General features: G+C 69.5%; 20 protein-coding genes and 1 tRNA gene. 7 read left to right on the plus strand and 14 right to left on the minus strand.

Going from position 1 to position 19,365, the window contains the following annotated elements; all coding sequences use genetic code 11:
- Positions 1-60: 60 nt before the first annotated feature.
- Positions 61-2,292 (plus strand): transglycosylase domain-containing protein, encoded by a 2,232-nt coding sequence (locus HDA40_RS17505; RefSeq protein WP_253757163.1) that lies wholly within the window; start codon positions 61-63, stop codon positions 2,290-2,292.
- Positions 2,293-2,398: 106 nt separating this feature from the next.
- Here the strand turns inward: HDA40_RS17505 and HDA40_RS17510 are convergent, their stop codons facing one another.
- Entirely contained in the window at positions 2,399-2,965 is a 567-nt protein-coding gene (locus tag HDA40_RS17510; RefSeq protein WP_253757165.1) for a GNAT family N-acetyltransferase, read from the minus strand.
- A 149-nt stretch (positions 2,966-3,114) separates the two neighbouring features.
- Here HDA40_RS17510 and HDA40_RS17515 point away from each other — a divergent pair, with 149 nt between their 5' ends.
- Together HDA40_RS17515 and HDA40_RS17520 are read left to right on the plus strand one after the other, a co-directional pair.
- Complete coding sequence (locus tag HDA40_RS17515; protein ID WP_253757167.1) at positions 3,115-3,918, plus strand: SURF1 family cytochrome oxidase biogenesis protein; 804 nt, start codon at positions 3,115-3,117, stop codon at positions 3,916-3,918.
- Between the two features lie 10 nt (positions 3,919-3,928).
- Positions 3,929-4,474 (plus strand): hypothetical protein, encoded by a 546-nt coding sequence (locus HDA40_RS17520; RefSeq protein ID WP_253757169.1) that lies wholly within the window; start codon positions 3,929-3,931, stop codon positions 4,472-4,474.
- Positions 4,475-4,525: 51 nt separating this feature from the next.
- Here the strand turns inward: HDA40_RS17520 and HDA40_RS17525 are convergent, their stop codons facing one another.
- From HDA40_RS17525 to HDA40_RS17550, 6 genes are all read right to left on the minus strand, one after another.
- Positions 4,526-5,896 carry a dipeptidase gene (locus HDA40_RS17525; RefSeq protein WP_253757171.1) on the minus strand — a complete coding sequence of 457 codons (1,371 nt, stop codon included), beginning with the start codon at positions 5,894-5,896 and terminating at the stop codon, positions 4,526-4,528.
- A 21-nt stretch (positions 5,897-5,917) separates the two neighbouring features.
- Positions 5,918-6,496 (minus strand): uridine kinase family protein, encoded by a 579-nt coding sequence (locus HDA40_RS17530; protein ID WP_253757173.1) that lies wholly within the window; start codon positions 6,494-6,496, stop codon positions 5,918-5,920.
- Positions 6,493-8,022 (minus strand): cobyric acid synthase, encoded by a 1,530-nt coding sequence (locus tag HDA40_RS17535; RefSeq protein ID WP_253757175.1) that lies wholly within the window; start codon positions 8,020-8,022, stop codon positions 6,493-6,495. The genes HDA40_RS17530 and HDA40_RS17535 overlap by 4 nt, the downstream gene beginning before the upstream one ends.
- Positions 8,019-8,957: a cobalamin biosynthesis protein gene (locus tag HDA40_RS17540; RefSeq protein ID WP_253757177.1), complete on the minus strand. Its 939-nt coding sequence runs from the start codon at positions 8,955-8,957 to the stop codon at positions 8,019-8,021. Before HDA40_RS17540 ends, HDA40_RS17535 begins: the two co-directional genes overlap by 4 nt.
- Before the next feature lie 239 nt (positions 8,958-9,196).
- Positions 9,197-9,604: a hypothetical protein gene (locus tag HDA40_RS17545; protein ID WP_253757179.1), complete on the minus strand. Its 408-nt coding sequence runs from the start codon at positions 9,602-9,604 to the stop codon at positions 9,197-9,199.
- 326 nt (positions 9,605-9,930) lie between these two features.
- On the minus strand, positions 9,931-10,626 hold the full coding sequence (locus tag HDA40_RS17550) for a single-stranded DNA-binding protein (protein ID WP_253757181.1): 696 nt from the start codon (positions 10,624-10,626) through the stop codon (positions 9,931-9,933).
- A gap of 115 nt (positions 10,627-10,741) precedes the next feature.
- Between HDA40_RS17550 and HDA40_RS17555 the strand changes: the two genes are divergently transcribed.
- Entirely contained in the window at positions 10,742-11,749 is a 1,008-nt protein-coding gene (locus HDA40_RS17555; RefSeq protein ID WP_253757183.1) for an alpha/beta hydrolase, read from the plus strand.
- Here HDA40_RS17555 and HDA40_RS17560 read toward each other — a convergent pair.
- Positions 11,679-12,218: a DUF1444 domain-containing protein gene (locus tag HDA40_RS17560; RefSeq protein WP_372502884.1), complete on the minus strand. Its 540-nt coding sequence runs from the start codon at positions 12,216-12,218 to the stop codon at positions 11,679-11,681. The two genes, HDA40_RS17555 and HDA40_RS17560, sit on opposite strands and share 71 nt — an antisense overlap.
- 91 nt (positions 12,219-12,309) lie before the next feature.
- Between HDA40_RS17560 and HDA40_RS17565 the strand changes: the two genes are divergently transcribed.
- Positions 12,310-12,382 (plus strand) — tRNA-Arg (locus HDA40_RS17565).
- Positions 12,383-12,422: 40 nt separating this feature from the next.
- Here the strand turns inward: HDA40_RS17565 and HDA40_RS17570 are convergent.
- From HDA40_RS17570 to HDA40_RS17585, 4 genes are read right to left on the minus strand one after another with little or no spacing between them, the layout of a single operon-like run.
- Complete coding sequence (locus HDA40_RS17570) at positions 12,423-13,385, minus strand: hypothetical protein (protein ID WP_253757185.1); 963 nt, start codon at positions 13,383-13,385, stop codon at positions 12,423-12,425.
- Positions 13,386-13,432: 47 nt separating this feature from the next.
- Positions 13,433-14,509, minus strand: a complete 1,077-nt coding sequence (locus HDA40_RS17575) for an LCP family protein (RefSeq protein ID WP_253757187.1) — start codon at positions 14,507-14,509, stop codon at positions 13,433-13,435.
- A 27-nt stretch (positions 14,510-14,536) separates the two neighbouring features.
- Entirely contained in the window at positions 14,537-15,118 is a 582-nt protein-coding gene (locus HDA40_RS42145) for a cellulose binding domain-containing protein (RefSeq protein WP_253757189.1), read from the minus strand.
- 8 nt (positions 15,119-15,126) lie between these two features.
- Entirely contained in the window at positions 15,127-16,089 is a 963-nt protein-coding gene (locus HDA40_RS17585; protein ID WP_253757191.1) for a GlxA family transcriptional regulator, read from the minus strand.
- 19 nt (positions 16,090-16,108) lie between these two features.
- Here HDA40_RS17585 and HDA40_RS17590 point away from each other — a divergent pair, with 19 nt between their 5' ends.
- Positions 16,109-17,422, plus strand: coding sequence for an MFS transporter (locus HDA40_RS17590; RefSeq protein WP_372502885.1), 1,314 nt, complete (start codon positions 16,109-16,111; stop codon positions 17,420-17,422).
- Positions 17,423-17,425: 3 nt separating this feature from the next.
- Here HDA40_RS17590 and HDA40_RS17595 read toward each other — a convergent pair whose 3' ends face one another.
- Positions 17,426-18,049 carry a MerR family transcriptional regulator gene (locus HDA40_RS17595; RefSeq protein WP_253757195.1) on the minus strand — a complete coding sequence of 208 codons (624 nt, stop codon included), beginning with the start codon at positions 18,047-18,049 and terminating at the stop codon, positions 17,426-17,428.
- A gap of 97 nt (positions 18,050-18,146) precedes the next feature.
- Here HDA40_RS17595 and HDA40_RS17600 point away from each other — a divergent pair, with 97 nt between their 5' ends.
- On the plus strand, positions 18,147-18,632 hold the full coding sequence (locus HDA40_RS17600) for a DUF4188 domain-containing protein (protein ID WP_253757197.1): 486 nt from the start codon (positions 18,147-18,149) through the stop codon (positions 18,630-18,632).
- Here the strand turns inward: HDA40_RS17600 and HDA40_RS17605 are convergent.
- Entirely contained in the window at positions 18,626-19,333 is a 708-nt protein-coding gene (locus HDA40_RS17605) for a DUF1775 domain-containing protein (RefSeq protein WP_253757199.1), read from the minus strand. The two genes, HDA40_RS17600 and HDA40_RS17605, sit on opposite strands and share 7 nt — an antisense overlap.
- Positions 19,334-19,365 lie beyond the last annotated feature (32 nt).

The following is a 19,365-nucleotide window of genomic DNA, read 5'->3' on the forward strand; positions in this document are numbered from 1 at the left end:
TCCTCGTGCCGTTTGTCGCTTTCAATCATCTCTAAGCGGGACATGTCCTACCTTGGACTGGTGATAAAGCGCACCCTCGCCGCGACCGGCCGCATGACACCGATTCTGCGAGCCGGGCTCATCTCCGGCGTCATCGTGGCCGCGGTGACGTATCCTCTGGCCGCCGTCGGCGGGCTGGGGGTGAAGTCCGGATTCGACTGGTATCAGGCATTGCCCGCGGAGTTGACGGTGCAACCGCCCGCCCAGACCACCTACGTCTACGCCAACGATGGCAAGACGCTACTGACCACGTTCTACGAGGAACATCGCAAGTACACGCCGATCAGCGAGATGTCGGAGAACATCCAGCACGCCATCGTGGCGAGCGAGGACGCCCGCTTCTACGAGCACAACGGCGTGGACGTCAAAGGCATCGCCCGGGCGTTCGTGGCGAACCACAACTCGGGCCAGGTGACCCAGGGCGCGTCGACGCTGACCATGCAGTACGTCCGGGCGACCCTGCGCGACGGCGCGCAGACCCCGGCCGAGGTGCAGCAGGCGACCGAGCAGACCAGCGGCCGTAAGATCCGCGAGATCCGGCTGGCGATCGCGCTCGAGAAGAAGATGTCCAAGCAGGAGATCCTGGAGCGCTACCTGAACGTGGCCTACTTCGGGCACCGGGCGTACGGCGTCTTCGCGGCGTCGCAGATCTTCTTCTCGAAGACGCCGAAGACGCTGACCCCGACCGAGGCGGCGACGCTGGCCGGCCTGGTGCAGGCGCCCTCGCTCTACGATCCGGCGGCCTCCAACCAGCGGGCCGCGACCGAACGCCGCAACTACGTGCTGCAGCGGATGTCCGATCTCGGCTATCTGTCCGCGGACGAGGCGAAACAGGCGGCCAGTCAGCCGATCAAGCTGAAGATCACCAACCCGCCGAACGACTGCATCTCGATCGCGCCGAAGCTGAACAGCATGGGGTACTTCTGCGACTTCTTCAAGTCGTGGTGGATGTCGCAGCCGGCGTTCGGCAACAACCCGGCCGAACGCGAGGCCAAACTGCGTCGCGGCGGCTACCGCGTGGTGACCTCCATCGATCCCAAGGTGCAGGCGGCGGCACAGAAGAACGTGCTCGCCAACGTCAGCAAGAGCAACCCGTACGCCCACGGCGTCGTGCTCGTGCAACCGCGTACCGGCATGGTCAAGGCGATGGGCCTGAACCGCACGTACTCCTTGGACCAGAAGAACAACGGCACCAACACCGACTGGAACAAGGCGGGCAAGATCCCGGGCACCTACCCGAACACGGTGAACCCGCTCAACGGCGGCGGTTTCAACGGCGCGGGCTACCAGGCGGGTTCGACGTTCAAGATGTTCACCCTGCTGGCGGCGTTGCAGGCCGGCTTCAAGATGAACCAGTCGTACTACTCACCGCAGCGCCTGGTCTCGAAGTACTGGGCGGGCTGGGGCGAACGCGGCTCGTGCGCGGGCGGCCGGTGGTGCCCGACGAACGCCAGCGGCTCGATGACCGGTACGCAGAACATGTGGACCGGCTTCGGGAAGTCCGTGAACACGTACTTCGTGCAACTGGAGCAGGCAGTCGGCTCCGACGCGGTCGTACGCATGGCGGAAAGCCTCGGACTGTCCTGGCACAACGACATCGACGACATGATGGCGACCTACCCGCGGAGCAAGACGTGGGGCGCGTTCACCCTGGGCGTCGCCGACACCACGCCGCTGGAGATGGCCACGGCGTACGCCGCGGTCGCCGGGGACGGCCTCTATTGCGAGGCGCTTCCGGTGCAGTCGATCACCAACCCGGACGGGACAGCGACGACCTGGACCAACGAACAGGGCCAGACCGTCGAGGTCGCCGCACCGCGCTGCAAGCAGGTCGTACGCCCGGAGGTCGCCCACGCGGCCACCGACGCCGCCCGCTGCGTCACCGGATATGGGGCCTCGAAGGGCGGCTGCGGAAGCTGGAACACCACGGGCGGCAGCGTCTACAACATGATCGGCCGTCCGATCGCGGGCAAGACCGGTACCACCGACGACACCCGCGCGGCCTGGTTCGTGGGCTTCACGCCCGAGTACGCCGCGGCGAGCTTCATGGCCGACCCGGACAATCCGTTCCACGCCGTCGGCGACTGGAACTACAACATTCCACTTCAGGCGGTGGCCTGGACGCTGCGGGACGCGTTGAAGGGCCAGCCGATCCGGTACTTCACGCCGCCGCCGACATCGATCCTGGGCAAGGGGACGTACGTGGCCGCGCCACAGGACTCCGCGCCCAAGAAGAAGAACCGCCGCCGCTAGGTTTTCGACGCCTTTGGGCACTGGATCAGGGTTCTGGGTCGAATCTTGCACAAAGATTCGACCCAGAACCCTGATCTGCTCGGGAAGCCTGACTTCTCGGTACGCCTTACTTGAGGTCGGCGGCGACGAGCGACCAGACCTCGAGGTCGACCCGGCCGCTGTGCACGAACCCGGCGTTGCGCATGAGGCCCTCGTAGGTGAAGCCGGCCTTCTCCGCCACCCGGCGGGAGGCCAGGTTGCCCGGGGCTACCCGCAGCTCGACCCGCTGGAAGCCGTGTTCGAGCAGGAGCGCCAGGCTGAGCGCGTCGACGGCCTCGGGGGCGAAGCCGAATCCGCGCATGTCGGAGGCGACGGCGTAGGAGACTTCGGTCACCCGGGACGCCCAGTCGGTGCGCTTGGTCCACAGCGAGCCGACCAGTGCGCCGTCTTCGCGCCGGACGATCCCGTAGTGATCGCCCGCACCGCTGTCACGGCGTTCGGTGGCCAACTCGGTACACCAGGCCCGCCCCTCGATCTGCCCGAACTCCTTCGGGAACGGCAGCCACCGCTGAACCAGCTTGTCGGCGAAGATCTCGCCGACCGGCTTGGCGTCGTCCGCCTCGAGGGGGCGTACGTCGAGCCGGGGGGTGGCTACCGTCAGGGTGGGGAAGCGCCGCACCGCAACTTCCGACATGCTGACTCCGATCGCTCGGCGAGCCCGGGTTGCCCAGGGCCAAAGGGCACCTTACCCAATGTTCTGTCGCGATGCCGCTCTTCGTGCTGGACGCCCGCTGACAAGATGCTCCCAATCGGTGATCGCCCGCACATGGGTACGCTCACCTGGTGCGTACTGTGCTGACCGCCCGTTGGCTGGGGCTCTTCGTCGTGGCGTTGGCCCTGGCCGCGATCATGGTGTTCCTCGGCCGTTGGCAGCTCGACCGCTATGAGCTGCGGTCGGCGGTGAACGATCGCATCGCCGCGGGTGAATCCGGCGAGCCGGTCCCGGCGACCTCGATCCTGCCGCGTCCCGAAGGCGGCGCCGGCACCGTCGGCGCGCGTACGCCGGACGACGTCACCTGGCGCCGAGTGTCCGTGACGGGCGTCTACGACAGCTCCCGTGAGCTGCTGGTACGCAACCGCACCGGGCAGGGTCAGGCCGGGTTCGAGGTGGTCACGCCGCTCGTCCAGGCGGACGGGACGGCCGTGCTGATCGACCGTGGCTGGATTCCGGCCAACCCCAAGGGCCCGACCCTCGCGCCGGACATCCCCGCCGCGCCCACCGGCACCGTCACGGTGGTCGGCCGGGTGCATCCCTCCGAGAGTGGCGGGACCGACACGGTCACGGTGGACGGCAAGACGGAGATCCGCCGGATCGCCACCGGGCCGATCGCGCGCTACCTCAACCAGTACGCCGTCTACGACGCGTACGTGCTGGCGATTGACGGCACGCCCGGCGTGACGGCCGCCCCGGTCGGGGTGCCGACACAGAACGCCTGGCAGAACGCGGCGTACGTGGTGCAGTGGTGGCTGTTCGCCGGGCTGACCCTCGTCGGCTTCGTCTACCTGCTGCGCAAGGAGATCAGCCAGCCGGCGTCCGGGCCGAGCGATCGGGTGGCGGGCTCCCCGGAGGCTGCACCCGTCCCCTAACCTGGTGGCCATGACCGTCTCGGAGCCGGATCCCACCCCGGTCGACCCCTTCATGACGACGCACGCCATGCCTCCAGCGCTTCCGGCGGAACCCGCGTATCCGGCGTATCCACCTGCGGAGCCGGCGTATCACTACGCCGAGCCGGTGTCTCCGGTCGCTCCGCCGCCGATGGAAGCCGCGCCGCCGGCTGTCCCAGCGCCGCCGCTGCCGATCGTGGCCCGGGTCGGCGAGATCTCGGTCAGCTCCACGACGATCTACACGCCGACGGGCGAGATGCCGCTCCGCGGTTCGCAGTGGGTCGTGACCGACCAGTGGCAGGCGCACTCGAAGATCCCGGTCTGGGCCATCGTGCTGTGCATCCTGACGTTCTTCTGCATCCCGATCTTCAACTTCCTGTTCCTGCTGGCCAAGGAGACCTACTACACCGGCATGGTGGTGGTCAGCGTGACGAGCGCGGGGCGGCACTACGTGGCCCGCATCCCCGTGAACAGCCAGGTGCAGGTCGCCAACCTGCAGAGCCAGGTGAACTACATCCGGTCCCTGGCGGCACTCTGAGCGAGTGCGGGCGGGCCCGAAGGCCCGCCCGCGTGGCTCCAGCTCAGTAGCTCACAGCGCGGCGACGTTGCGCAGCAGCAGCGCCTCGGCCAGGCAGACCTTGGCGAACTCGCCCAGGTGGAGGCTCTCGTTCGGGCCATGCGCCTTGGCGTACGGGTCCTCGACGCCGGTGACCAGCACGGACGCTCCCGGGAACGCCTCGGTGAAGGTGGCGATGAACGGGATCGAGCCGCCGACGCCGATGTCCACCGGCTCGGTGCCGTCCCAGGCCTCCCGGAACGCGGCGCGGGCGGCGTCGTAGGCCGGGCCCGTCGCGTCGATGACGATCGGGTCGCCGTCGTGCTCGAAGGTCACGTCGACGTGGGCGCCCCACGACACGTGCTTCTCCAGGTGCGCCTTCATGATCTCGTACGCCCGTTTGCGGTCGTCGCCCGGCGCGAGCCGAATGCTGATCTTGGCCTTGGCCGTCGGGACGATGGCGTTGGGCGCCTCGCCGGTCCGTGGCGCGTCGACACCGAGGATCGCGATGGACGGCTTGGTCCACAGCCGCTCGACGATGCGCCCCGTGCCGATGAACTCGACGCCGTCGAGCAGCCCGGTCTCCTCGCGGAACCGGTCCTCCGGGTAGTCCAGCGGCGCGGCGGCGGTCGAGACGAGTCCTTCGACGGCCACGTCACCGTTGTCGTCGTGGAGCGTGGTGAGCAGCCGCGACAGCGTCATCAGCGCGTCCGGCACGGCACCGCCGGCCATGCCGGAGTGCACGGCCTGCTTCAGCACCTTGACCTCGACGAACATGTTCACGATGCCGCGCAGCGAGGTGGTCAGCGCCGGGACGCCGATGTCCCAGTTGCCCGAGTCGGCGATCACGATGACGTCGCTGCGCAACGTCTCCTTGTACGCCTCCAGCAGCGCCGGCAGCGAGGCGGAGCCGAACTCCTCCTCACCCTCGACGAAGACGACGACGCCCACCGGCAGCCGGTCGTCGGCCGTGCCGGAGCCGAACGCCCGCAGCGCCGCGACGTGGGCCAGCACACCCGCCTTGTCGTCGGCGCAGCCGCGGCCATAGAGCCGCCCGTCCCGCTCCACCGGCTCGAACGGGTCGCTCTCCCAGAGCGACAGGTCGCCGACGGGCTGGACATCGTGGTGGGCGTAGAGCAGGACGGTCGGCGCGCCGGGCGGGGCCGGCTTGACGCCGATCACGGCCGGGTGCCCGTCGCCGATCCGGGCGATCTGGGTGTCCAGGCCGCAGCCGCGCAGCAGCTCCGCAACCGCCTCGGCGGAGCGCTCGAGCGGGGTGAAGTCGAATCCGTCGAAGGCGATGCCCGGGATGCGGGCCAGCCGCTCCAGGTCCGCGCGAACACCGGGGAGCTCGCGCTCCACCGCCGCGCGCAGCTCCTCGACGCTGAGGGTGGGTGTGGTCATGGCCTTGATCCTAACGACCCGTCAGATCGTGATCAGGACATCCACCAGGTCGGCCGTCCGGTCCGCGGCGAAGTGACCGGCCTCGCGCGCCTTCCACACGCGCAGGAACGGCATCGCCTCCGCCGGATCCCGGGCTCGCAATCGCTCCCAGGCCAAATCATCTGGTACGCCGAGGAAAACCGTCAGGTCGGCGAGCTGCCGCATGGCAGCGCGCCCGGTCGAGACGCCTTCGACGAGGACGACGTCGACCGGATGCACCACGGTGACCTCGTCGACGAAGCGTTCGTCGATCCAGTCGTACCGGTGATAGCGTCCGGCCTCACCCCGACCCAGCGGCCGGAGCACCTCCCGCTCCAGCCGTTCCCAGAAGGTGAACTGGTCGTCCCACCCGTCGAGCAGGTCGTCGGTATGCACGAGGTCGACCGAGGCGCCCCGTTCGAGCAGGGCGGTACCCAGTTCCCCGGCGAACGTCGTCTTGCCCGCGCCGCTCTGCCCGTCGATCGCGACGATCCTCGTCCGCCCCGAGCGGGGTTCCTTGGCCAGGATCTCGTCGGCGACCTCAGCGGCGGTACGCCGATCGAGGCGGCGTACGTCGCTCATGGGGTGGCTCCTGATGCCGCGCCGGGGGCAATGGCCGGAAGGCCGGCGGGCGGCCCCTGCTCGATCAACTGCCAGAGCGCGTCGGTGTCGAGATGCGCCTCGACCAGGTCGCCGAGACGGTCCACAGTGGCCTGCCGGACCGCGGCGAAGTCGGTGTCCGGGGCGGGTTCGAAGCCGTCCCGGCCGGCCAGCCCGGCCGCCAGCCGCAGGAAGCGCCGGCGGAACTCGTCCGACTCGAACGCGCCGTGCCAATGCGTACCGAAGACCGGCCCGTCGCTGACCCCGTCGTCGCCGACGAACGGCGAAAGCCGCCCCATCCGGCTGATCCGGCCGTGGTGGATCTCGTAGCCGCGTACCTCGGTGTCGAGCGCCGTCCCGACCGGCCGGCCCAGCACCTTGCGGGGAGCGAACTCCACGTCGACGTCGAGCAGCCCCAGCCCGGCGACCTCCCCCGCCCGGCTCTCGACGTCGTCGCGGATGGTCCGGGCGAGCATCTGGTAGCCGCCGCAGATGCCGAGCACCGGCCGCCCGGCCGCGGCGTGTGCCAGCACCGCGTCGGCCAGCCCGGTCTCGCGAAGCCAGGCGAGATCGGCGACCGTGGACTTCGAGCCTGGCAGCACGACGAGATCAGCCGCCGCGACCTCGGCCGGTTCGGCGGTGAACCGGACGGCGACGCCCGGCTCGACGGCCAGCGCCTCGGCGTCGGTGGCGTTGGAGACCCGGGGCAGCCGCACGACCGCCACCCGCAGCCACTGCTCCCCGCGCGGCGCGGCCGGACGCCCCAGCACCCGCCCGTACGCGAGCGAGTCTTCGGCGTCCAGCCACAGGTCCAGGTCGAACGGCAGGGTGCCGAGCACCGGCCGGCCGGTGAGCTGCTCCAGCGTGCGGAGCCCCGGTGCCAGCAGATCGAGTGAGCCCCGGAACTTGTTCACGATGAAACCCGAGAGCAGCGCCTGGTCGGCCGCGTCCAACAGGGCGAGGGTGCCGTAGAACGACGCGAAGACGCCGCCGCGATCGATGTCGCCGACGACCACGACCGGCAGCCCGGCTTGCCGGGCCAGACCCATGTTCACGAAATCCGCGTCCCGCAGGTTGATCTCGGCCGGGCTGCCCGCACCTTCGCAGACCACGACCTCGTACTCCGCTCGGAGTTCGGCCAGCGTGGCGAAGGCGGTCTCGGCCAGTCTCGGCTTGAGGGACCGGAAGTTCTCAGCGGTGATGTGATCGACCGCGTCCCCGAGCAGGACCACCTGACTGGACAGGTCGCTGCCCGGCTTCAGCAGGACCGGATTGAACCGGACATCGGGTTCGAGCCCGCACGCGGCGGCCTGCAACGCCTGCGCCCGGCCGATCTCGCCGCCCGTCCCGTCGGCCCGGATGGCGATCGCCGAGTTGTTCGACATGTTCTGCGCCTTGAACGGGGCGACCTTCACGCCACGCCGGGCCAGCCAGCGGCAGATCCCGGCGGTGACCACGCTCTTGCCCGCGTCCGACGTCGTGCCGGCGACGAGCAGTCCGTAGCTCATCGCGCCCGCCGCGCGAGGCGGGTCACGACCGCCACGCCGAGCGCGGCCAGCCCCACCACCCCGCTCAGCTTCGCCGCCCGTCGCGCGTCGGCCGCCGCGGGCTTGCCACCGTCGCCGAGCGAGGGGCGTACCTCGGTCCGTCCGAAGTAGACGTTCTCACCGCCGAGTGTCACGTCGAGGGCGCCCGCGAATGCCGCTTCGCACTGGCCGGAGTTCGGCGACGGGTGCTTCCCGCCGTCCCGCTGCCAGACCTCCCACGTACGCCGGGTTCCCCCGCCGACGACGGGCGCGGCGATCGAGGTCAGCAGGGCGGTCAAGCGGGACGGAATCAGGTTCGCGGCGTCGTCGAGTTTCGCGGCGGCGGTCCCGAAGTCGGCGTACCGCTGAGATTTGTGACCCACCATGGCATCGAGCGTGTTGACGGCGCGATAGCCGACGAGGCCGGGAAGACCCGCGACCGCACCCCACACGAGTGGGGCGACCACGGCGTCGGAGGTGTTCTCGGCTACCGACTCGACGGTGGCCCGCGCCAGGTCGCTCTCGTCCAACGCGGCCGGATCGCGACCGCACAGATGGGTGATGCGATCGCGCGAGGCTCCGAGGTCGCCGGCTTCGAGCGAGTCCGCCATCGCCGCCGCCTCCCGGCGCAGCGACCGCCCGCCGAGCACCGCCCAGGTGGTCGCCGTGACGAGAGCGAACCGAGCCAGCGGCCGCTTCCGGGTCATCCGGTTCGCCACGATCGCCGCCACCACCGGTACGCCCACCGCCGCCGCCGTGAAGATCGCCCCGTCGGCGCGGCTGGGCGCGTAGAGCAGGCGCTCCAGGGTCCCGGCGGCCTTGCCGTACCCGGCCACTGGATGGAACCGGCGTGGATCGCCCACCAGAGCGTCCAACGCGTATCCGGCCGCCATCCCCGCGGCGTCCACCTCGCGCACCCGAACCTCCTGACCATGGTTTGCCACTCGTGATCAGCCTAAAGCCGCCTCCAATACGCCCAGCGCCCAGTACGCCCAGCGCTGGTTCGTCCTGGGCACTCGGCGCTCAGTAACCCGGCGCGCTCAGTACCCCAGCGCTCAGTACCCCAGCGCTCAGTCCCCCAGCGCTCAGTACCCGGCCCTAAGTAACCCCCGGCGCCCAGCGCTCAGCCTCAGCGCTCAGCCTCAGCGCTCAGCGCTCAGCGCTCAGCGCGCCCGAGCGTCCTGATCGTGAACCACGGGGTCGGCCGCGGTGCCACGACGGTCCCCCGCCGCACCCAGTCGGAGAGCATGCCCATGGTCGTCTCCGGGGCCACCGCCGAAGCCAACGGCCGCTGCCGCCTATGCCACCAGCGCGTGGGCCGCAGCGTCAGGAAGACGAAGCCGGACGGGCGCCGCAGCGCCACCAGCACCGGTGGCGTCGTGGTGGTGATGAGCCGGGACAACGCCGCCTCCGCCGGCTCCTGGCTCACCGTGACGATCACGTCGCCGCCACGCCAGCCACCCTTCCGGAGGAACCGGCGGAAGTCCTCGTCGCCGAGTCGCCGGCCGAGTTCGAGTGCCGCGTCGCGGACGGATGCGGCGATCGCCGCCTCATGCCGGGTCACCCTTCCACCTCCTCACATCGAGCTGCCACAAGCGGTTAGGCCCTACCGACGGCACGAGCCCTCGGTCGCCTCCCACGTGCGGTTGGCCTGCTGGCACGAGCCCTCGGCCGCTTCCGACGTGCGGTTGGCCGCCGGCACGGGCCCTCGGCCGCTTCGGTGTGCGGTTCGGCCTACGGGCGGCGCGTGCCCCTCAACCGCGCCGCCCGTAGGTGCGGGCCGGCTTCGACGAACCGTGTCTGGACTGCGCTCCGCCAAACGCAGCGATCCGTCGAAGCCGGCCCGGTCCCGTTCGTCGCGTCGGGGAGCCGCGCCGAACGGGGGCTCGGTCAGACGGCGGCCAGCGCCGAGCGACGGTCCGCGACGTCGCCGTCGGCCTCGTCATGGTCGGCGTCGTGGTCGGCGTCGTGATCGGCGTCGTCATCGTCGTCGGCGTCGTCTCCGTCCGCCGTGGTGGCAGGCGTGCCGAAGTCGGCGATGTCGAATGCCGGCACGGGATCGTCGTAGCCGAACCCGTACGGGCCGAAGCCGGGTTCGTCCACGGCGTTGAGCGGATCGTCGGCGGACAGGCCGACGGGCTGTTCCGGGGCGGGTTCGGTCGGCTCGCCGCCGAGGCGGACGGGCTCGGTCGGATCGGGCTCGATCTCGCTGGCGGAGACCGGCTTGTTCCGCGCGAACCGGGCTCGGCCGCGGGCGAGATTGTGGCCGACGGCCAGCGCCTCCATCTCGTAGAGGGTCCGCTTGGTGCCCTCGGTGTCCACCCAGTCCCGGGTGTAGATCTGGCCGTAGACGATGACGGGATCGCCGACCATGAGGCTGGACGCGACGCCGCTCGCCAGCTCGCGCCAGCAGGTGACCCGGACGCGCAGGCCGTTGCCGTCGACCCATTGACCGGTCGAGCGCTCCAGCCGCCGAGTGCCCGCCGCGACCTTGAAACTCGTCACCAACCGGCCCGAGTTCGAGGTACGCCGCCACTCCGGAGCGGTGAGCAGGTTTCCAACTACCGTGATATGCGTTTCGAACATGCTGAATATCGTGTGGCCTCGCCGAGCCGAATCGGCAAGTCACGATCATCAATATTGTGGACAGTGTTCGTGTGTGGATAACTCGCTAGGACCAACTCACGAGTAACTTGTAATCGTGGAGATTGACATCCTGGGTGCGCCGTACGAGCGGCACATCATCGACCTGCCGTCCGACGACGAGGGCCCGGTCGTCGCGACGCTGGTCCGGCGGCGGGCCGAGCAGCCCACCAAGCGCGCCGTCCTCTATCTGCACGGGTTCTGCGACTACTTCTTCCAGACCCACCTCGCCGACTTCTTCGCCGACCGGGGCTGGGACTTCTACGCCCTCGACCTGCGCAAGTACGGCCGTTCGCTGCTCGGCCACCAGACCCCCAACTTCGTCCGCAGCCTCACCGAGTACTTCCCGGAGATCGACGAGGCGATCCGGATCATCCGGGCCGAGGACGGTCACGACACGGTCCTGATCAACGGCCATTCCACCGGCGGCCTGATCGGCTCGCTGTGGGCGGACTCGCGCCGCAAGGCGAAGTACGTCGACGGCCTGTTCCTCAACAGCCCGTTCCTCGACTTCAACGCGCCGTGGCTGATCCGGCGTCCCCTCGCCCCCATCGTCTCCGGTCTGGCCTCGCTCGGGCACTACCGGAAAATCACCATGAACGTGTCGGGCACTTACGGCCGCAGCATCCACGCCGACCACAACGGCGAGTGGACCTATGACCTGGCCTGGAAGCCGGTCGAGAGCTTCCCCGTCCGCCTCGGCTGGCTGCGCGCGATCCGCGAAGGCCATCTACGCGTACGCCGTGGGCTGGCGGTCGACGTTCCGATCCTGGTGACGGCGTCCGACGCGTCGTTCAAGAAGCCCAGCTGGGACGAGGTCGCCCACGACATGGACGCGGTCCTCGACGTGGACCACATCGTCCGCTGGGCGCCCAACCTCGGCGACCAGGTGACGGTGGTCCGAATCCCCGGCGGCAAGCACGATCTCACCCTGTCCCGGCCGCCCGCACGCGAGCGACTGTTCACCGAGGTCGACAGTTGGCTGACGGCGAACCTCAATGCGGATGCGGCGGATAGTGCCGCCAAATCTCCCAACCGCGCCGCCACACCAGCAGATCCCGGCTGAGCAGCCCCCGGCTGCCCGCGAAGAACATCCGGTCGACCGCCCGGCGTACCTTCTCGACGCCGAGCGGCGACCCGGACCCGGTCACCATGACGACATCCCGCGCCGGTACGCCGATCACCAACTCGCCCGGCACCTGGGCCGCCATTCGCTCCCAGAACTCGTCGAGCAGCACGGCTGACGACTCCCACCCGCCGAATGACACCATCAACACCGGTGGCCGCCCGTCCACCTGAACCTCAGCCGTCCATTTGGTCAGCGATTCAAAGGCGTATCGGCGAAGATCGTGCGGATGCAGCCGGATCTGGCGCAGATCTCGCCACGTCACGAGCCCCTGATACGGCGGCCCTGAGGCATAGCCGACCGCGAGTCCGCCCAGGAACTCGTCGAGGACTATGTCCTCCTCGTCCTGGGGATCCAGCTCGTCGAGCGAGACCAGCACCGGCAGAAATGTGGTGCTCATCACGTCCACGAGCGTTAACCTACTCCCGCGTACGCACACCTCCAATAGGCCGTCCAGCGGGTGGGTTTCAACATCGCTTTAGGTACCCTGTGATCTGCACGCGCCCGTAGCTCAGCGGATAGAGCAGCTGCCTTCTAAGCAGTTGGCCGCAGGTTCGAATCCTGCCGGGCGCACCTATACGAATGCCCACGCCGGGAACTCCCACAGCCTTATCTACTGGAGAATGTTGACCGCCCGGGCGACTACCAGGCCGAGGATTGCCAGCGACGTGATCGCCTGCACCGTCATTGCGAGCTTGGCCCACAGCGCGAGCGGCATCACATCCGTGGGACTGAACGCGGTCGCGTTCGTGAACCCGAGATAGAGGTAGTCGAGGAATTTCGGCCGCCAGCCCGGCCCGGACACCTGGGAGTTCAGGTGCTGAGGAAAGGCCAGGTCCCGAAGCCGGGCGGGCGAGACCGCGCGAGCGGACGCGCCACCACCGTCGAGCACCCAGTACAGGAACGCGAACACGATCACGGTATAGATCCACACCCCGAAGCCCACGCCCAGCAGAACCCCGGGCGAGTTCGTCTCCGGGCCGCCGCTGATCAAATCGTCGATGAGGCGGAAGGTCACACCTGCCCCGTTGGCCACGAGTATGGTCGCGATCCCGATCGTCAGAATGCGCCCGAGGAGTGCGCGACGCCCGAACCGTACGTGGTCGACGATGACGTGCGCACCGGCAAGAGCCACGAGAATCGCCGGTACGATCCAATCCGGCCCGAGGCTGAATCGCGAGGGCAGGGCGAACTGCACGCCGATCGCCACGGCCAGCGTCAACATCATCGGCCACGGACTTTCCGGCCGCGCGTTCGACCACCACACCCGGATGCTGGTCTCGGCCGGCGAGCCGATTGGGCTCCCATCGGCCGGGTCGGTCCTTGCGACAAGATCGCGCGCGGCGTTCAGGGTGTCGGAGACCTGCTCCGGACGGCTTATCGCGGGCAGCCGTGCCTCGATCCACGCGCGTTCGTCATCGGTGTGCACGTCCGCCGGTACCGCTGCCGCGCGGGCCAACCTCTCGTATTGACGAGCCCACACGCCCGTGACTGGCTGGAGTAGCGGTAGCTCGACGGTCACCCACTCGCCGGTCGTATGAAGGCTGATCTCGGCGCGCGGATCGAGTGCGGCCATACCAAGATCCCCTCCGTGCACTTGGAACGCCGTCGACGACAAGAAGGCTATGGGCTGAGGTACTCGGGATTGTCCGCGAGGAAAGTGCCCAACGTGTCGTCGCGAGCGGCCTCGAACATCCGCATCGTCCCGGCCGACAACGCCTCTCCCCCGGCGGGGTCTTCGTTGAAGCTGCCGGCGTTGGTCTTCAGCGTGACGAGGTCCGCCGCGGCGAGCACCTTGAGGTTGAAGAGGAAGTCGGCCGGGTCGTAGCCGCCGGTGTCGAGCTTGAGCGAGGCGCCCGCCGCCTTGAGCAGCTCGGCGAGTTTGGCCGGGTTGGTGAGCACGCCGGCGCTGGTCGCCTTGGCTCCCATGGCCTTGATGAGTTCGCGTTGGTGCTTCTGGCGGTCGTAGTCGCCGTTCGGCAGGCCGTAGCGCTGCCGGGAGTAGTCCAGCGCCTCCCAGGCCGCCATGGTCCGGCAGCCCTTCTTGTGGATCCAGCTGTTCGGGAGTTGTTCCTGCCCGTCGTAGCTGTAGTAGACCGGTTTGCCGTTCTGCTCGATGTAGTGGCTCGACCAGGTGTCGTGCTCGACGCACAGGTAGACGCCGCCGAGTGCGGCGATGACGTTCTTGAAGCCGTTGAAGTCGATGACGGCGAGGCCGTTGAAGCTGATCCCGGTCAGCTGTTCCACGGTCTGTTTCATCAGCCCGGCTCCACCCGGCCAGCCTTGGCCTTGCTGGGATCCGAAGAAGTACGCGGCGTTGATCTTGTCGCGGCCGCCGGCGTACCCCGAGTTGGCCCAGGCAGGTATGTCCACTTTGGTGTCTCGCGGGATCGACATCAGGTACGCCTCGTCGTGGGAGGCGGACACGTGCAGCAGCATGATCGTGTCGGCGCGGGACGTGTTCTCCGCCCAGCCTTCCCGAGTGTCCAGGCCCAGCAACAGGAGGTTGATCGCCCCCGACATCGGCCGGCCGTTGGCCCCACCATGCCCGTCGACGTCGGCGACCTCGATGGAGCTGGTGAGGTCGTTCAGGAAGGACTTGGCCGCCACTATGCCGCCGAACCCCGCGAGGGCCAGCAGAACACCGAGGACGGCGACGATTCTCGCGCCTAGCGGGCTGCGCACCTTACGAGCGGCCACGTCCTCACGATAGGCCCATTGAGCTGGTCACGCACACGGTGTGGCGTTGATTGCGCAGCTCAACGGCTGTTGGCTGCCGCGGGCCTGGAAGCCGGCGACGATCTGCGTACCGGCGGCGAGGGTGCGGTTCCAGCTCTTCGGGGAGAGGGTGACCGTACGCCCGTTCTGCCGGTAGTCGGCTTCCCAGGCGGTCGAGACGTTCACGCCGTCGGGCATCGTGAGCACGATGGTCCAGTCCGCCGTCGCCCGGATCGCGGTGATCACGATCTCCGCGGAGTATCCACCCGACCAGCTCTCCTTCACCCCGTACCGGGCGGCGACGCCGGCCGTGTCCGATTCGGCGGACGGGGACGCCGACCGCGAGCGCGACGGCGTACGCAGCGCCGAAGGCGATAGGGAGACCATCGGGAAGGACAGCGAATAGGAGGAGGGCGACGGCGACGCCGGCGGAGTGCCGCCCGCGACGGCGTCGGGGTCGGGCGACAGGGGCGCGACCACCGCCAGTACGCCGAACCCGGCGGCCAGGCCTACGATCACGGCGATCACGGTGTTGCGCAGCCAACCGGGCTGCCGCGGCGTCCACCAGCGAACCGGACCCGGGACATTCACGGAAGGAACTATATGCGGAAGGTCCGCCGATAGGCACTCGGTGCGACGCCGATGGTCGCGTGCAGCCGCTGCCGGAGGGAGACCGCGGTGCCGAAGCCGGCCTGCCGGGCGACCGCGTCGATCGGCAGATCGGTCGTCTCCAAGAGCTTGCGCGCGTGCTCGACCCGTTGGCGGGCAAGCCATTCGGCCGGGCTGACCCCGGTCTCCTCCCGGAATCGGCGGGTGAACGTGCGTACGCTCATCTTCGCGTGGCGGGCCAGCGTCCGCAGGTCCAGCGGCTCGTGCAGGCTCGCCATCGCCCACGCCCGCGTGGTCGCGGTGCTCGTGTCGGTCGGCGACGGCACCGGCCGCTCGATGAACTGCGACTGGCCGCCGTCGCGCCACGGCGGGACCACACAGCGCCGGGCGGTGCGGTTGGCGACGTCGCTGCCGAAGTCCTGGCGTACCGCGTGCAGGCAGAGGTCGATGCCCGCGCCCACGCCCGCCGAGGTCAGGATGTCGCCGTCGTCGACGAACAGCACGTCCGGGCGCAGCGCGACGCTCGGGAACAACTCGCGGAACGTGTCCGCCCAGAACCAGTGGGTGGTCGCCGGGCGGCCGTCCAGCAGACCGGCGGCGGCCAGCACGAACGCTCCGGTGCAGATCGACATCAGGCGCGCTCCCGGGCGACGTGCGGCGAGCGCGGCGGTCACGGCCGCGTCGTTCACGCCCGCTGACAACGCTGCGGTTCCGTGCACCCCCGCCACCACCAAGGTGTCGGCCGTCGGGATCACTTCCGGCCCGTGGTCGGGGACGATCGCGAAGCCTAATTCGGTACGCACAGCGCCGCCGTCGGGCGTACACACCGTGACCTGGTAGAGCCGGTTTCCAGCGGAGTCCCGGGCGGCCAGGAAGATCTGCGTCGCCGTGCCGAGGTCGAACGGGACGACCCCGTCGAGGGCCAGGATGACGACGTGATGCCGATCGGTCATGGCCTGATTCTTTCACACAGTGGCTCTCGGGCCACTCCTCTCGTGTCGGCGTACGCCGGATCATGGTCACGTGACGACTTCGACCCGCTTCCACCGCGCCTGGTCCGTGGCCGCGATCGCGTTCGTGGCGATCATCGGCGCGGCCGGCTTCCGCGCCACCCCCGGCGTGATGATCACTCCGTTGCAGGAGGAGTTCGGCTGGGGCCGGGGCTTGATCTCGGCCGCCGTCTCGGTGAACCTCCTGCTGTTCGGGCTCACGGCGCCGTTCGCGGCAGCCCTCATGGAGCGGTTCGGCATCCGGCGCGTCGTCTCGGTCGCCCTGGCCGTTGTCAGCCTCGGCAGCGGACTGACCGTGTTCATGACCGCCAGCTGGCAGCTCGTCCTCTGCTGGGGCGTGCTGGTCGGGGTCGGCACCGGCTCGATGGCGCTGGCCTTCGTCGCGACGATCACCGGCCGCTGGTTCGTCAAGCATCGCGGCATCGTGACCGGGGTGCTCACCGCCGCCGGGGCGACCGGCCAGCTGATCTTCCTGCCGCTGCTGGCGAACCTCACGGCGACGCACGGTTGGCGGACCGCCGCGCTGACCGTCGCCGGGACCGCGCTCGCCGTCGTGCCGCTCGTGGTCTGGCTGCTGCGCGACCACCCGGCCGACGTCGGCACCACGGCGTACGGGGCCGATCCGGCGGAGCCGGTCGCCGCTCCCGCGAAGACGGCGAACGCCGCCGCCCGCGCGCTCGGCAGTCTGCGTACGGCAGGCAAGTCGGGCGCGTTCTGGGCGCTCGTGGTGGGCTTCGCCATCTGCGGTGCGAGCACCAACGGCCTCATCGGTACGCATTTCATCCCGGCGGCGCACGACCACGGGATGCCTGAGACGACCGCCGCCGGGCTGCTGGCCCTGATCGGGATCTTCGACATCGCCGGGACCGTCGCCTCTGGCTGGCTCACCGACCGGGTGGATCCCCGACTGCTGCTGGCGGCGTACTACGCGTTGCGCGGCTTCTCGTTGCTGCTGCTGTCGCACCTGCTGGACGCGCAGGCGCATCCGCCGATGCTGTTCTTCATCGTGTTCTACGGCCTCGACTGGGTGGCCACGGTCCCGCCGACGATCGCGTTGTGCCGTACGCACTTCGGCGCGGACGGCCCGATCGTCTTCGGCTGGGTCTTCGCCTCGCATCAGATTGGCGCCGCTGTCGCGGCGACCGGTGCCGGCGTGGTGCGGGACGCACTGGGTTCCTATTCGCTGGCCTGGTACGCCGCCGGTGCCCTGTGCTTCATCGCGGCGGCGGTCTCGGCCCGCATCGGCGTACGCCGTCTCGCCCCGGCGCCCGTCTGACGCCTACTGGTACTTCGAGGAGGCATGCTCCTGGGCGATGCGCCGCAGCGCGACCAGGATCGCCTCGCCCAGGACCGTGCCGGTGATCACCGCTTCGACGGTGCCGGCGCGGTCCGGGCGTTGCATCACGACGCCTACCTCCGCCTCGGCGAGCTGTTCCGCGGACTCGGCGTACCTGTCGAGGAGGGTGAGCAGGTCGTCCTGGCCCAGCGCGCGGATGGCGTGCACGGCGTCGGCGACCTGATCCACCTCCGGCCGATCGGGATAGACGTGCCAGCCGCGGCGGCGGATCAGATCGAGCACCTCGGCTCGGGCCTGCTCCCATTCCGGGGCGGAGCGGTCCGCCCGGGTCGGTCGGGTGAGCAGATAGTGGGCCGTGCCGCGGACTTCGTGGCCGAACTGGCGTGGGTCGTCGACCGAGCGCAGCACCTCTTTCACCGCCGTGATGCCGAGCCCGCCGACGTCGATCAGCGCCCGGATCAGCCGCAGGCGGCGCAGGTGCTCCGGCCCGTAGTCGGCCTGATTGCGCCCGGTCGGCGTACCCGCCGGAAGCAGTCCCTCACGGAGGTAGTACTTGATCGTGGGCAGCGGTACGCCACTGCGCTCCACCAGTTCGCCGACCTTCACCTGTTCCGCCTTGACTCCGCGACCGAGCTAATGGATAGTGAGGATATCCGCTATCCGAAAGGACGTCTCCATCATGGCACACGTGTTTCCGGGCCGCATGACCGCGGACATCCAGGGAGACTTCGTGGTCTTCCTCATCGGCATGCGGTTCAACAAGCCGTGGAAGATCCACAAGTGGTGGCACGCGTTCACGGCCATGCCTCGCATGCTGCGGGAACTGGCCAAGGACCCCGACGCCGGTCTGCTCGGCTACCTGCAGACCATCGGCCCGCGCGGCCCGGTGCTCATCCAGTACTGGCGGTCGGTGGAACAACTGGAGCGGTTCGCCCGCGACCCGCGATACGCCCACCGCCCAGCCTGGAAGAAGTACAACCGGCTCGTCGGCGGCAGCGGCGACGTCGGCGTCTGGCACGAGACCTACCAGGTCCAGAACCAGCGATTCGAGAGCGTGTACGCGAACATGCCCCGGTTCGGCCTCGCCAAGGCTCGCGAGGCCGAACACCTTCCGGTGGTCCGTCGCGGCAACACCGCGGCCGAGCGGCGCGGCGCGACGGCCCCGGAGGATCTGCCCGTCTCCTACTGAGCCCGGCGAGCGGCCTTCCGGCGGGCCAGCGTGATGCCGAGCGCGAGCGCGACGACGGCCAGCACCGCCAGCAGGATCCAGGCGCCGGCGCCCATCGGGGCCGAGGCCGGCGCCGCTGCCGTCGTCGCCGTGGCAGTCGCTGCGTCCTGCGTACCAGTCGATGGTGAGGCCGGGTCCGACGGCGAGGGCGAGACCAGCGCAGCCTCGGTGGGCGTCGCACCGGGAGCCGCAGCCGCGAGCTTCAGCATGGGCGCCGGGTGCTCGGGGTTGGGGTCGCTCGCGGTGGGAATCTCGATCCAGCGGTCGACATTTCCGTTGCTGTAGGTGACGAGAGTCTTGAAGGCCACGCTCTTGGCGTTGGGGAGCTGCTTGACCTTGATCTTGTACGCGGCGTCGGTCTTGACCTTCAGCGCGGTCCCGGCGACCGTGTAGCCGTCGGCGGTGGGGGTGAACTTCCAGCCGGCCGGGGCGGAGACGAGGCTGACGTCGGCGGGGGCGATGCCCTGCGGGAGCACGACGCGAACCGACGAGATCCCGGCGGAGCCGCTCTCGGCCTCGGCCGAGAAGCTGATCATCGCGTCGGTCGCGAGCGCCTGCGCGGGCTTGGCGCTGACCTCGACGTGCGCGAACGCCTGACCGGCGAGCGCGAGCGCGCCCAGCGCGACACCGGCGGCGACCGCCGCGAGCCTGCGTGTGAACACCTGATTCCCCCTCGTTGACAAGCCGTGCCGAC

This window comes from Hamadaea flava (assembly GCF_024172085.1).
Lineage (GTDB): Bacteria > Actinomycetota > Actinomycetes > Mycobacteriales > Micromonosporaceae > Hamadaea > Hamadaea flava.

Bases quoted from the DNA above. Each gene is read 5' to 3' on its own strand.
- HDA40_RS17510 (WP_253757165.1), bottom strand. From the start codon at position 2,965: ATGTCGGAAGTTGCGGTGCGGCGCTTCCCCACCCTGACGGTAGCCACC.
- HDA40_RS17520 (WP_253757169.1), top strand. From the start codon at position 3,929: ATGACCGTCTCGGAGCCGGATCCCACCCCGGTCGACCCCTTCATGACG.
- HDA40_RS17525 (WP_253757171.1), bottom strand. From the start codon at position 5,896: ATGACCACACCCACCCTCAGCGTCGAGGAGCTGCGCGCGGCGGTGGAG.
- HDA40_RS17530 (WP_253757173.1), bottom strand. From the start codon at position 6,496: ATGAGCGACGTACGCCGCCTCGATCGGCGTACCGCCGCTGAGGTCGCC.
- HDA40_RS17535 (WP_253757175.1), bottom strand. From the start codon at position 8,022: ATGAGCTACGGACTGCTCGTCGCCGGCACGACGTCGGACGCGGGCAAG.
- HDA40_RS17550 (WP_253757181.1), bottom strand. From the start codon at position 10,626: ATGTTCGAAACGCATATCACGGTAGTTGGAAACCTGCTCACCGCTCCG.
- HDA40_RS17570 (WP_253757185.1), bottom strand. From the start codon at position 13,385: ATGGCCGCACTCGATCCGCGCGCCGAGATCAGCCTTCATACGACCGGC.
- HDA40_RS17585 (WP_253757191.1), bottom strand. From the start codon at position 16,089: ATGACCGATCGGCATCACGTCGTCATCCTGGCCCTCGACGGGGTCGTC.
- HDA40_RS17600 (WP_253757197.1), top strand. From the start codon at position 18,147: ATGACCGCGGACATCCAGGGAGACTTCGTGGTCTTCCTCATCGGCATG.